Here is a 12,499-nt window from a genome sequence, read left to right on the forward strand (position 1 = left end):
GGTGATCGGATGGAACAGCTTATCGTATTCTTATTTAAGAACTGGTATCTGGTCATTATCGCGCTGGCCTTCTTCTATAAATTGCAAGGCAGACGACAACGACCTGAGCGAGGCACAGGCACAACAAGAGCAGGGATGCCGACCTTTGGGAATGGTCCAGGAGAAGCTAGGAGGCCTGCTGAAGCGAAGCGTGGTCAACCAGGTCAGCCTGCTGCCTCGGGTCGCTCAGAACGCGTGAGAGACGAGTTTAATCAGTCTAACATAGGCAAACCGACGCCCCCAGCGCAGAAGCAGAAGGCATCTCCTTTTAGTTCACCTTCAACTAAAAGTGGAACTTCGGTTGGCTCCCCTATTTATTCAGAGGAGATATCATCTTCGAGTCCATTTCCAGACCAACCGAATCGCGATCAAGTACTGCAAGGTGTTGTGTGGGCAGAGATACTAGGCCCGCCGCGTGCAAAGAAGCCTTATCGTAGATGAATCAATACAGGAACGTCCTCTTGCCTATGCGAGGGGGCGTTTTTTTTATGCTTCTTCTTCATAAAAGCGGCTTCTGTCGCATAATTTGGTAGAAAGTCTATGCGCCTTTTCTGCATTTTTGATCTTCTAGTTAGAGGGGGTACTGCCCAGCTATGCGTCGCTTGACCCGCAAATGGAACCAGTTCACGGCCAAGATCCTTGATCTTCCCCAAGATGTTGTACAGGATTTGCCGCGAATCACGATGATCGGCAACGTACAGCTATATGTAGAGAATCACCGGGGCGTACTGTTTTTCTCCAGTGAAATTCTGAAGCTGGAGTTAACGAAAGGAACGCTTGAGGTTTGCGGCCAGAAATTGGTCATTCGAGCCATCCTTTCCGAAGAGGTGTTCATTGAAGGCATCATTGATCATGTGAAATATATGCCTTAATTGGGTAGTGCGAATGAGAACTGGAGGCTGAATCATGAAACAATCCTTATTCATAGCCCGTCTGCGAGGCTATGTACGCATACAAATTCGCGGCAAGGACTGCGAAAGGTTGATTCATCCCATGGTGGAGGGAGGCTTCTCCATATGGGATATTCAAGCTGGAAAAGATGGTAGGTTGGAGATGTATATCCTCATCAAGGATTTCTTTCGACTTCGTCCGCTCTTGAAACGGACAGGCTGTAGAGTGCACGTGATGGAACGATTCGGTCTTCCTTTTTTCATGGATAAAATAGGGCGGAGAAAAGTGTTGTTTGGCGGCTTGGCGGCTTTCATCATCAGTCTATACGTGCTGACCTCACTGGTTTGGCAAGTTTCGGTGGATGGCAATGACCGCATAGAAGCATCGGAAATTCTACGGGCAGCCTCAAAGCAAGGCATACATAAGTTTCAGTGGAAATTTAAGCTGGATAAGACGGAGGAACTTTCTCGCGCCATTCAGCAAGAGTTGCCGAGTGCGGCGTGGGTTGGTGTAGAAATTCGCGGAACGCACATCACGATTAAGGTTGTTGAGGCGACCATTCCTCGAAAAGATCCATTGAAAAATCCTCGTAATATTGTGGCTTCCAAAAGTGCGCTCGTGACCGAAATTCAATCGGTAAAAGGAAAGCCGATGGTCAAACCGAATACATATGTTCGTAAAGGGACCGTTTTGATCTCAGGTACCATTGGTGATGAGCAAAATAGTCAAGTGGTCGTTGCAGATGGTAAGATAAGAGGAGTTGTCTGGTATACCTCCCGAATTGAAGCACCGCTTACGAAACAGTATAAAGTATATACTGGTGAAACTGTGCATCGCAGCTACCTCGTATTTGGGACAAGAGCTCTCCAGCTTACCGGCTATGGCAAATCTAAATTTGAACATTTTGAAACGATCCCTGATCGTAAAACACTTGCTTGGCGTTCGTTTTCTCTTGGACTTGGATGGCTTCATGAGAAAGTGATGGAGGTTCATCTGGTGGAGGAGCCAGTGGAAGCGGCGAATGCGAAAAAGGTAGGCATTGAGCAGGCAAAAGCCAAGTTATTAGCCGCTGCAGGCGAGGATGCGAGGATTGTCGGAGAAAAAATTTTGCATGAAAAAACAGAGAATGGTAAAATTTATATAGACGTTCATTTTGAGGTCGAAGAAAATATTGCCGAAGAACAACCAATTGTGACACAAGGAGAATGAGGCCTGTTGATTGAAAATGCGCAATCTGTAAAAATCACATTGAAAAACCCGGCTGAAGGACTTGCTTTATTTGGGCCGCAGGATAAATTCTTACATATCGTTGAACGGGAAATTGATGCTCAAATCTTTACGCGCGAAGCCGAAATAACAATACAAGGCAGAGCTGCGGAAGTGAACTCACTTCAGCAGCTCTTTGAAGTTCTTTTACAGCTAATCCGCAATAACTACACAGTAACTGAGCGTGATGTCCTGTATGCGATTGAACTGGCGAAACAGATGAAGGCCGAGCAATTGCTGGATCTGTTCAAAGGTGAGATCACATCTACACACAAAGGGAAGCCTATTCGTGTCAAAACCATTGGCCAGAAGAAGTATGTAGATACAATTAAGAAAAAGGATATCGTCTTTGGAATAGGTCCAGCAGGGACTGGAAAGACATATTTAGCTGTTGTTCTTGCCGTCACTCGATTGAAAGAAGGGGCAGTCAAACGTATCGTATTGACACGTCCTGCTGTTGAAGCTGGTGAAAGCTTAGGGTTCCTTCCGGGGGACTTACAGGAAAAAGTTGACCCTTATTTGCGCCCATTGTATGATGCTCTTAATGACGTCCTCGGGCCTGAACAAGTTGCTAAGTCATTGGAGCGCGGACTCATTGAAATTGCGCCATTAGCCTATATGAGAGGGCGTACATTAGACGATTCATTTATTATCTTGGATGAAGCACAGAACACGACTCCTGAGCAAATGAAGATGTTTCTTACACGATTAGGTTTTGGCTCGAAAATGGTCATCACAGGCGATGTAACTCAGATTGATTTACCGCGTGGAAAGTCCTCTGGTCTGGTTGAAGCTTCACGCATTCTGAGCGGTATTGAAGAACTCGGCTTTATTCATTTTGATGAAGGTGACGTTGTTCGTCATTCACTTGTTCAGAAAATAATTGTTGCATACAATGCTGAAATGAATAAGTAAGAAGCTAGGTTGGATAGATAGAGAGGAATGACCTCCGTAATGAAAAATGAAGTGCAAATGAAAGGCAAATTTCATTACCGGCTGAGCGGATGGAAATACAATACAGGCTTAAGAATTCTCTTGTTTCTCATATTGGGATTGATATTCTATACCACTTTGTATTCGAAGTTAGTACCACAAGTTTTTGATATTACGCTAGGAATGAAGAGTGAGAAGACGATCTATGCGCCAGAGCAGATTGAGAACGCTGTCGCGACAGAGCAAGCCAAGGAAGATGCCGCGAAGCGTGTCCCGCCTGTTTACCGGATCGTTAATCTCAAGAATGAAGTCATTAGTGATGCTATTTTTGATAAATTATCTCAGATCAATGCCGATGAAGAAGTCAAATTCGATGATAAGGTTAGCATTTATCGCCGCGTCATCCCGCAGCTCATTAGTGACCTGACGAATGATGCCATCAAAACACTGCGTAATAGTGGGCAATACAATGATTTATTGCTTGAACAAATTCAACTCGGTCTATCGGATCAGAAATATCCGCTGCCAGAGGAAGTGTTTTTTAAACTGCCGCGGCTGACCAAGGAAGACCTTGCGGAGATGCGTCCGGTGACGAAAGAAATCGTGACGAAATTGATGAATGACCAAATCCTTGATGCACAGACTGCGCGAGCAAAGGTAGCAGAAGTTGTGAATACGTCTAACTTAGCGAAGAATACTTCTCGTGAGATGGTAACCGAAATTGCAAGAGCATTAATTACCCCGAATAAATTTTTTGATCAGAAGGGTACAGATGATGCTAAAGGACAAGCTAGGAGCAATATGAAGACGGTCTATATTAACAAGAATGATGTCCTAGTGAAGGCTGGCGATGTCATTACAGAGGAAATATATACGCGGTTAGAGAAGCTGAAGCTGTTAAAAGATAAAGCGAATCATTTGCCCCAGCTGGGTCTTGGTATTCTTTGTGCACTCTTGTCTTTTGTGATTTTTATGTTTGTTAGACAGAGCAACTTTCAGGTTAAGTACAATAATTCACAGCTCGTCATGTTTGTATTGATTTTCGTAATGAACATTGCTGGAATGAAAATTATTTCACTGCTTCAGAATTTTGATTATCCGTTTATCGGGTATCTCGCACCTACAGCTCTCGGGAGTATCTTGATTACGATCTTGCTGGACGCGCCGCTTGCCTTTATTTCCTCGGTTTTATTCTCCATAATGGCAAGTATTATTTTCAATACAGAGCACGATGCGCTATTCGATTTCCGGTTTGGGTTAGTTAGCTTAGTTATCTGCTTTAGCGGTGTGTTTACGATACAACGTGCGAGCCAACGTGCAACGATTTTGAAAGCAGGGCTTATGATCGCCTTTTTCTCCATGTTGACGATAACGGCGATGCTGTTGATGGAAGATCATTTTCATCAAAGAGAAGCCTTGATGTCATTGTCATTTGCGACGGCAGGCGGTTTAGTAACGGTGGTCTTTGTCATCGGATTGCTCCCATTTTTTGAAGCTTCCTTCGGGATCCTTTCACCGCTGAAGCTTGTGGAGTTATCCAATCCGAATCATCCATTGCTGCGTAAGTTGCTTACAGAAACTCCAGGAACCTATCATCACAGTGTGATGGTAGGTAACCTTTCTGAAGCAGCTGCCGAATCCATTGGCGCAGACGGGCTATTGTGTCGCGTAGGATCGTATTATCATGATATTGGCAAAACCAAGCGACCTAGCTATTTTATTGAAAATCAAACGAATATTGAGAATCCGCATGATCGCATCGATCCGAATTTAAGTAAGTCCATTATTATCGCCCACCCGCGTGATGGGGTAGATATGTTGAAGGATTATAAGATGCCTAAGCCGATTCGAGATATCGCTGAACAGCATCATGGGACAACGTTGCTGCACTTTTTCTATCATAAAGCGAAGAAGCAAGCTGAAGAAGAGAATAGTGACAAAGGGATACGCGAAGAAGACTTCCGTTATCCAGGCCCGAAAGCGCAATCGAAAGAAGCGGCTATTGTGGGGATTGCAGATAGTGTAGAGGCGGCGGTACGTTCATTGCGTAATCCAACTCTCGAACAAATCGACTCCATGGTAACCAAAATTATCAAATCACGCTTGGATGATGGTCAATTCAACGAATGTGACCTCACCCTCAAGGAACTGGATAAAATAGCTAAGACACTGAATGAAACCTTGTTAGGTATCTTTCATTCTCGCATTGAATATCCGAGTGAATTAACGGCTAAGAAGCCAGGAGCATAAGAAGGAGGACTATTGAATATGGCAAGTGTAGATTTAACGTTAGCATGGAGCAGTGAGCAGGAAGAGAAAGAAATCTCACCTGCCTTTATTGAGAAGCTGGAAGAGCTCTTAAAGCTTGCAGGAGAGCTTGAAGGCGTTACGGAAGGTGAAGTTGCGCTCACATTCGTAGATGATGAGACGATTCAGGACTTGAATAAACAGTACCGCAATTTAGATAAGCCAACGGATGTGCTATCCTTTGCGATGAGCGAATTTGGTGATGACGAGATTCAGATTAATTACGAGGATGATGGCGACGATTCAGAGGGAGAGCTTGAAGAAGGGGAGACCGTATCGGAAGCATTCATCGAGCCGCTTGGCGATATCATTATTTCGGTGCCGCGGGCGATTGCGCAAGCCGAAGAGTATGGTCATTCCGTTGAACGAGAGCTTGGCTTCTTATTCGTCCATGGTTTCCTTCACCTGATTGGTTATGACCACCAGAGTGAAGAAGAAGAGAAAGTGATGTTCGCTAAACAGGAGGACATCTTACAGAAAGCAGGCTTGACGCGATAATGTCGGGCGGCTTCCGTAAATGGCGCAGAAGTTTTCGGTACGCCTATGAAGGAATCAAATATGCACTAGATACGCAGCGTAATATGAAATTTCATTTTTCCGTTGCGTTTCTTGTGTTATTTGCAGCATTATTCATTCATTTATCCAAAACAGATATTTTATTTATCTTGTTAGCGGTAACACTTATGATTGTGACGGAATTAATTAATACGGCTGTCGAGAAAACGGTGGATCTAGCTATGCCAGACCGTCATCCGTTAGCCAAAATTGCGAAGGACGTCGCCGCGGCGTCCGTATTGGTGTCTGCTATGTTTGCCGTTGTTGTGGGGTTAGTTGTTTTCTACGAACCGATTGATCAACTGTTACGGCACGCTAGACTGCAAGAAGCGCCATTGTCTTCAGGTGCGATTTGGATTTTAATCGCACTAGTCATGCTTACAGTGATTGTGATTGAAACGCGATTCTCGGACAAAGGTAAGTTAGTGCGACCGAGTTTATTAACAGCAATCGCTTTTGCTATTGCTACCGTCATTTTGGTCATTGTCACTGAAACGATCGCCGCCTTACTCGCGTACACGCTCTCAATTATTATCCTTATAGTCTTGTATGACAAAAAAACAAGGCCGTTCCCAGCACTCTTTTTGGGCGCAATGATTGGCATTGTCGTGACGCTCCTCGCTTTTTCCTGCTTAAACATGCTATAACTTAACTATTACTTACTATTACTCATAAAGGGTGGATGGCTATGAATCCGCAAGAACTCATTGAATTCGCTAAGGAAGCGATGAAGCGAGCCTATACGCCTTATTCCCACTTTCAAGTCGGTGCCGCGTTGTTGGACGCTAATGGACAAGTACATTTAGGATGCAATGTCGAAAACGCTGCCTATGGACCAACAAACTGTGCCGAGAGAACTGCGTTATTCCGTGCAATTGCAGATGGGCATCCGCGGGGATCCTTCCAAGCAATCGCGGTAACTGGAGATACGGAAGGGCCGATTTCGCCATGTGGCGTGTGTCGACAAGTATTAATTGAATTGTGCGAACCGGAAATGCCTGTATATTTGAGTAATATCAAAGGAGCTTTCGTTCAAACAACGGTGGCTGCATTATTGCCAGGCGCTTTTACAACGAAAGATTTGCACATAAATGGAGGATAAGTAGAAGTGGCCAAAAAAGAATTTAAATCAGGGTTTGTCGCGATTATCGGACGACCGAATGTCGGTAAATCAACGCTAATGAACCAAATTATTGGACAAAAGATTGCGATCATGTCCGATAAGCCGCAAACGACAAGAAATAAGATCCATGGCGTATATACGTCCGATAATGGACAGATTGTTTTTCTTGATACGCCAGGTATCCATAAACCGACATCGAAGCTAGGTGATTACATGAGTAAAGTTGCTCATGGCACACTTGGCGAAGTAGATGCTGTATTATTCTTGGTTGATGTGGCTGACGGTATTGGCGGGGGAGACCGTTATATTATCGAGCAGCTGAAGCATATTGAAACGCCGGTTATTTTGGTTTTGAACAAAATTGACCTCGTCCAGCCAGAAGCGCTGCTAGCGATTATTACGAATTATAAAGATTTGTACAATTTCGCTGAAATCGTGCCAGTATCCGCGTTGAAAGGGAATAATGTCACGACACTTCTCGAGCAAATTATTCGTTATTTGCCAGAAGGTCCTCAGTATTACCCTGCGGATCAAATAACAGATCATCCGGAGCAGTTCGTATGCGCGGAGCTCGTACGCGAGAAAATCTTGCATATGACCCGGGAAGAAATTCCGCATTCGATTGCGGTGCAAATTGAGGATATGCGTGTCGAACCGAATGGGGTCGTACATATTTCGGCTGTCATTTTTGTAGAACGTGAATCGCAAAAAGGGATCGTTATTGGTAAACAAGGTGCACTGCTTAAGGAAATTGGCAGACAAGCACGCCGCGATATTGAAACGCTCCTGGGATCCAAAACCTTCCTAGAGCTATGGGTGAAGGTCAAGAAAGACTGGAGAAATCAAGACAGAGTCCTTCGTGATCTTGGTTTTCGTCACGAATAATTCATAATTCCCTAAGAGTACCAGTTTTTACTTCGTATAGTGAAGAGTCTACTGCACATCCTATGAACATCACGTTCGATGGGGAGGATGCTGAACATGAAAGATTTTTCGTGGACGTATTTTTCAAAGACCGGTGATGTGGACGCCTATCTGCTGTACAAACAAGTAACGGGAGAACCTGGCATGGATGCGGAAGTGCAAGAAGAAGATCAAAGTAACGAAGAGCCGCTCGATGGTCTGAATATGTGACAGCAAGGATTCGTGTGTTCAGAGCGGCCTTCATGGGGGAAGCTATTTGCTGCATAGCGTTCAAGGAATTGTCATTCGTAGCATGGACTACGGAGAAGGCAACAAAATTATTCGTTTATTCACCCCCGAGCTGGGGAAAGTCGGTGTAATGGCTCGCGGTGCGAAGAAACTGAAAAGCAAGCATGGCGCCGTTACGCAGCTGTTTACGTACGGCGATTTTGTTTTTTACAAACAAAGAGGTCAGATGGGATCTCTCAACGGGGCCGAAATCATAGAAGCCCACCACGCACTACGCGAAGACTTGCATAAGTCGGCCTATGCCTCTTATTTAGCCGAGATGACGGATCGCATGCTAGGTGATGAAGAAGGCAATAACTACATATTTGAACAACTCAAGGCCGGCTTAATGGCGATCGAAGAGAACAAAGATATGCAAATTGTTACACACTTATATGAAATGAAAATGTTTGATTTAGCCGGCTATTTACCGGTTACGGATGCCTGTGTTGCTTGTGGTGAAACAGCTGATATTACAACATTCAGCCCTAACATGGGCGGAACCTTATGTAGGAGATGTCGCTTTAAGGACACTTCTGCGATTGCTATCGGTGAAGGTGCCTATAAACTGCTTAGACTTTTTCCCAGAATGGATATGCGCAGATTGGGCTCCGTTCAAGTGAAAGAGGAAACGAAAGAGCAGTTGAAGCAATGCATGCGTGCCTATATGGACGTACATATTGGAGTGCAATGGAAATCAAGAGGATTCATTGAACAGATGGAAAAATACAATATTTAAACTTTTTCGGCCTCATTTGACATGTGTTTCTCCCTTTGATATGATGTGGTGGAAATCACCTCGCCCTTGTGCTCTTACGCATATCGGTGAGGTTTTTCTCATGCTATCGTTCTGTTCTGAAGTTATTTACATACAAATGCTAGTGTAGGGTCTTGTCCCTGCTGAAAGGGGTTAGGAAAATGGATCATCCACATCCTACTCGTGTTTATGTTGTTTCGGATTCTGTAGGGGAAACAGGAGAATCTGTTGTTCGGGCAGCCGCGATGCAGTTTCATCCTGTGCCTGTTGAAATATTACGAGCTCCGTTTATTCATGATTTCGAGGGTATAGATAAAGTGATTAATGGGATTCGTACGCATGGCGGAATTGTTGTATTCACACTAGTTATTCCAGAATTGCGGGATGACCTGATTGCCAAAGCGAAACAATATGATATTCCCTATATTGATTTACTAGGGCCTGTTGTTACCACGCTAGGGAACGCGCTGCGTCAAGAGCCTCGCAGACAACCGGGGATGATTCATCCGCTGGATGAGGATTATTTCAAAAAGGTCGAAGCCGTCGAGTTTGCTGTCAAATATGATGATGGTCGAGATTTTAGCGGCATCCAGAAGGCTGACATTATCCTATTGGGTGTATCCCGCACGTCTAAGACACCGTTATCGATGTATTTGGCACACAAAAGGTTGAAAGTGGCCAACGTTCCGTTAGTGCCGGAAATGCAGCCTCCTGCTGCGATTTATACCATTCCTAAGGAGAAGATTATTGGCTTGCGCATTGACCCGGCTAAGTTAAACGTGATACGTCAAGAACGACTTCGTACACTCGGACTTGCAGAAAATGCAACCTATGCGAATGTTGAACGTATTAAAATAGAACTGGATTTTGCTGATAAAATTATGAGCAAGATCGGATGCGTTATCTTTGATGTATCCAATCGCGCTGTAGAAGAAACAGCCAGTTTAATTATGGACCACATTGAACATATCTAGTAAGCTTTTATGTTCTGGCTTGCAGGATTTTTTGTAAGTCCATCGTATATAATAGTACGGTGAGATTTCATTTAAAGGCAGGGGCTGACACTTGAGTGCAAGATGTATTATTGTTGATGCCGATGCTTGTCCTGTGAAGTCGGAAATCGAGCAGGCAGGTAGACAGTTTGGCGTACAAGTTGTTCTAGTTGCTTCTTTCGATCATAAGATGAAGGAAAATCCTGGTGTGAAGGTAGTTCAAGTAGATCGTTCCGATCAATCTGTCGATTTATATATTGCCAATCAGATTCGGTCAGGTGATATTTTGGTAACACAAGATTTTGGACTCGCCGCATTAGGGCTTGCGAAGGGTTCGATCTGCTTGACGAATCGGGGGCAGGAATATACCGATAGTTCGATTGATTATCTGTTGGAACGCCGCCATGCCTCCGCCAAAATGCGAAGAAATGGTAAGCATACCAAAGGGCCAAAACCCTTTACAGAGACGGATCGTAAAAATTTTCTACATGGTTTGACAAATCTTTTAGAAAAATTGCAGGAAATCGAAAAAAAGTAGCGAATAGTAATTAGTCGGAAAAGCGACCTGAATTGTAGGTGGATTGAAATGAGGTACGGACGCATACCTGAAGAGGTAATTGAGGCTGTACTGAAGCGCCATGATATCGTCGATGTCATCGGCAGGCACGTACATTTGAGCAAACAAGGGCATTATATGAAGGGCCTCTGTCCATTTCACTCGGAGAAGAGTCCGTCGTTTACGGTCACACCGGAGAAACAGATTTATCGTTGCTTTGGGTGCCAAGCAGGTGGGAACTTAATTCGTTTCATCATGGAGATCGAGGGCTTGAGTTTTGCGGAAGCAATCACGAAGCTTGCTGAAGATGCAGACATCCCCATAACGTGGGAGGAAGTATCAGAGGAGCAGAATGAACAGCAACAAGAAAAAGCGACATTATTAAAGGCATATGAATTTGCAGCGAAGTTCTATCATTATATTGTAGGTAATACCGATCAAGGCAAAGCGGCCAAAGGATATCTGACTTCAAGAGGTATCTCCGATAAGCTGATTGACACGTTTCAGATTGGTTATGCTCCATTAATGTGGGACACGCTCGTTCAGCAATTGGACAAACGCGGGTTTGATTTAGCACTTATGGAGAAGGGCGGACTTATTTCCGCTAAACATGAAGGTCATGGTTACGTGGACAAATTCCGTGAACGTATCATGTTCCCTATTTGCGACTCAACTGGCAAAGTCATTGCATTCGCTGGAAGATCCATGGGAGATGCACAGCCCAAATATTTGAACAGTCCCGAATCCATCCTTTTTAATAAAAGCAGGACTTTGTATAATCTTCATCTAGCTCGGCCGAATATGCGTAAGCTGCAGCAAGCCGTTATTTTTGAAGGTTATGTGGATTTGATTAAAGCTTGGGAAGCTGGCATCACGAATGGTGTTGCGACGATGGGGACGGCCTTAACGAAAGAGCATGCTGTCTTATTGAACCGCAACGCGGATGAAATCGTCATTTGCTATGACGGTGACAATGCAGGACAATCTGCTGCTTTCAAGAGCATTCCGTTGTTGGAAGACACAGGAAGTCGCGTTACGGTTGCGATGCTGCCAGATGGCAAGGATCCTGACGATTATGTTCGTCAATATGGGTTTGACCGATTCGCCCGGGAGATTATTGGAGCTTCCGTGCCATCGATGAAATATAAGCTCTTATATATTCGCAAAAATTTTAAATTGCATGAGGACGGTGACCGACTACGTTATCTGCAATCAGCTGTGAAGTTAATTAGTCAGCTGCAATCTCCTATGGAACGCGAACATTATCTCAAACAGTTAGCTTCAGAGTTTCCGGATTCGTCCTATGAAGCCATGAAGTTAGATCTCCACGAAATCTTATTGCAATCGGAAAAAAACCGACCAGATGGGGATAATAAACCAATTCTGTGGAATAATGTTATGAATAATGGGAGACCAGCGGAACGAACAAAGAAGAAATCACCTTCGTTACTACCTGCGTATCATAATGCAGAGCGATTGATTTTAGCCGTTATGATGCATGATCGAGACGTATGCGAACGTGTTGAAGCGCAATTAGGTGACCAGTTTAATGTTGAAGCTCACGCAGTCTTAGCTGCTTATTTATATGCTTACTACGCTCAGTATTTAGAGCCCGATGCAAGCCGATACATTGCCATGCTGCAAGACGAACAGCTGGAGAGCTTGGCTAGCTCCATTGTTATGATGGGAGCAGGTCATGGAATGAACGAACAAGTGATTGACGACTATATTCGCCAAATTCGCAAAGTTCCAATGCAAGAAGAAGTTGAACGTAAGAAAGAAGAACAAGCTCGCGCAGTACGCGAGGGCGACCATCTTAGAGCTGCGCAAATTGCAATTGAAATTATTGCCCTAGAAAAACGGTTGAAGTCATCTTAGCTAAACTGACA

At 44.3% G+C, this 12,499-nt stretch carries 14 protein-coding genes; all 14 read left to right on the forward strand.

Annotated features, from left to right (window positions below; all coding sequences use genetic code 11):
* The first annotated feature begins 9 nt into the window (after positions 1–9).
* The 14 genes from AC58QO_RS03390 to dnaG all read left to right on the forward strand — a co-directional run bounded on the left by AC58QO_RS03390 (position 10) and on the right by dnaG (position 12,488).
* The gene (locus AC58QO_RS03390) at positions 10–480 is read left to right on the forward strand and encodes a YqfB family membrane protein (RefSeq protein ID WP_497263889.1); all 471 of its coding nucleotides are present in this window, start codon (positions 10–12) and stop codon (positions 478–480) included.
* Between the two features lie 152 nt (positions 481–632).
* A complete protein-coding gene (yqfC, locus tag AC58QO_RS03395) occupies positions 633–911 on the forward strand; it encodes a sporulation protein YqfC (RefSeq protein ID WP_497263890.1) in 279 nt (92 codons plus the stop codon).
* Between the two features lie 34 nt (positions 912–945).
* The gene (gene yqfD / locus AC58QO_RS03400; RefSeq protein WP_497263891.1) at positions 946–2,139 is read left to right on the forward strand and encodes a sporulation protein YqfD; all 1,194 of its coding nucleotides are present in this window, start codon (positions 946–948) and stop codon (positions 2,137–2,139) included.
* A gap of 6 nt (positions 2,140–2,145) precedes the next feature.
* Complete coding sequence (locus tag AC58QO_RS03405) at positions 2,146–3,111, forward strand: PhoH family protein (protein WP_497263892.1); 966 nt, start codon at positions 2,146–2,148, stop codon at positions 3,109–3,111.
* 39 nt (positions 3,112–3,150) lie between these two features.
* On the forward strand, positions 3,151–5,379 hold the full coding sequence (locus AC58QO_RS03410) for an HD family phosphohydrolase (RefSeq protein WP_497263893.1): 2,229 nt from the start codon (positions 3,151–3,153) through the stop codon (positions 5,377–5,379).
* A gap of 18 nt (positions 5,380–5,397) precedes the next feature.
* A complete protein-coding gene (gene ybeY, locus AC58QO_RS03415; RefSeq protein WP_497263894.1) occupies positions 5,398–5,934 on the forward strand; it encodes an rRNA maturation RNase YbeY in 537 nt (178 codons plus the stop codon).
* Complete coding sequence (locus AC58QO_RS03420; RefSeq protein WP_497263895.1) at positions 5,934–6,638, forward strand: diacylglycerol kinase; 705 nt, start codon at positions 5,934–5,936, stop codon at positions 6,636–6,638. The genes ybeY and AC58QO_RS03420 overlap by 1 nt, the downstream gene beginning before the upstream one ends.
* Positions 6,639–6,679: 41 nt before the next feature.
* Positions 6,680–7,093, forward strand: a complete 414-nt coding sequence (gene cdd, locus AC58QO_RS03425; RefSeq protein WP_497263896.1) for a cytidine deaminase — start codon at positions 6,680–6,682, stop codon at positions 7,091–7,093.
* A gap of 6 nt (positions 7,094–7,099) precedes the next feature.
* Positions 7,100–7,999 (forward strand): GTPase Era, encoded by a 900-nt coding sequence (gene era, locus AC58QO_RS03430; RefSeq protein ID WP_497263897.1) that lies wholly within the window; start codon positions 7,100–7,102, stop codon positions 7,997–7,999.
* Between the two features lie 96 nt (positions 8,000–8,095).
* The gene (locus AC58QO_RS03435; protein WP_497263898.1) at positions 8,096–8,248 is read left to right on the forward strand and encodes a YqzL family protein; all 153 of its coding nucleotides are present in this window, start codon (positions 8,096–8,098) and stop codon (positions 8,246–8,248) included.
* A 46-nt stretch (positions 8,249–8,294) separates the two neighbouring features.
* Positions 8,295–9,044, forward strand: a complete 750-nt coding sequence (recO, locus tag AC58QO_RS03440; RefSeq protein ID WP_497263899.1) for a DNA repair protein RecO — start codon at positions 8,295–8,297, stop codon at positions 9,042–9,044.
* Positions 9,045–9,223: 179 nt separating this feature from the next.
* Positions 9,224–10,036: a pyruvate, water dikinase regulatory protein gene (locus AC58QO_RS03445; protein WP_497263900.1), complete on the forward strand. Its 813-nt coding sequence runs from the start codon at positions 9,224–9,226 to the stop codon at positions 10,034–10,036.
* Positions 10,037–10,127: 91 nt separating this feature from the next.
* Entirely contained in the window at positions 10,128–10,592 is a 465-nt protein-coding gene (locus AC58QO_RS03450; protein ID WP_497263901.1) for a YaiI/YqxD family protein, read from the forward strand.
* Between the two features lie 48 nt (positions 10,593–10,640).
* Positions 10,641–12,488: a DNA primase gene (gene dnaG, locus AC58QO_RS03455; RefSeq protein WP_497263902.1), complete on the forward strand. Its 1,848-nt coding sequence runs from the start codon at positions 10,641–10,643 to the stop codon at positions 12,486–12,488.
* Positions 12,489–12,499 lie beyond the last annotated feature (11 nt).

Source organism: Paenibacillus sp. J31R30 (assembly GCF_059692115.1).

Coding starts and splice junctions, on each gene's coding strand:
- AC58QO_RS03390 (WP_497263889.1), top strand. CDS start 10: ATGGAACAGCTTATCGTATTCTTATTTAAGAACTGGTATCTGGTCATT.
- yqfC (WP_497263890.1), top strand. CDS start 633: ATGCGTCGCTTGACCCGCAAATGGAACCAGTTCACGGCCAAGATCCTT.
- yqfD (WP_497263891.1), top strand. CDS start 946: ATGAAACAATCCTTATTCATAGCCCGTCTGCGAGGCTATGTACGCATA.
- AC58QO_RS03410 (WP_497263893.1), top strand. CDS start 3,151: ATGAAAAATGAAGTGCAAATGAAAGGCAAATTTCATTACCGGCTGAGC.
- ybeY (WP_497263894.1), top strand. CDS start 5,398: ATGGCAAGTGTAGATTTAACGTTAGCATGGAGCAGTGAGCAGGAAGAG.
- AC58QO_RS03420 (WP_497263895.1), top strand. CDS start 5,934: ATGTCGGGCGGCTTCCGTAAATGGCGCAGAAGTTTTCGGTACGCCTAT.
- cdd (WP_497263896.1), top strand. CDS start 6,680: ATGAATCCGCAAGAACTCATTGAATTCGCTAAGGAAGCGATGAAGCGA.
- AC58QO_RS03435 (WP_497263898.1), top strand. CDS start 8,096: ATGAAAGATTTTTCGTGGACGTATTTTTCAAAGACCGGTGATGTGGAC.
- AC58QO_RS03445 (WP_497263900.1), top strand. CDS start 9,224: ATGGATCATCCACATCCTACTCGTGTTTATGTTGTTTCGGATTCTGTA.
- dnaG (WP_497263902.1), top strand. CDS start 10,641: ATGAGGTACGGACGCATACCTGAAGAGGTAATTGAGGCTGTACTGAAG.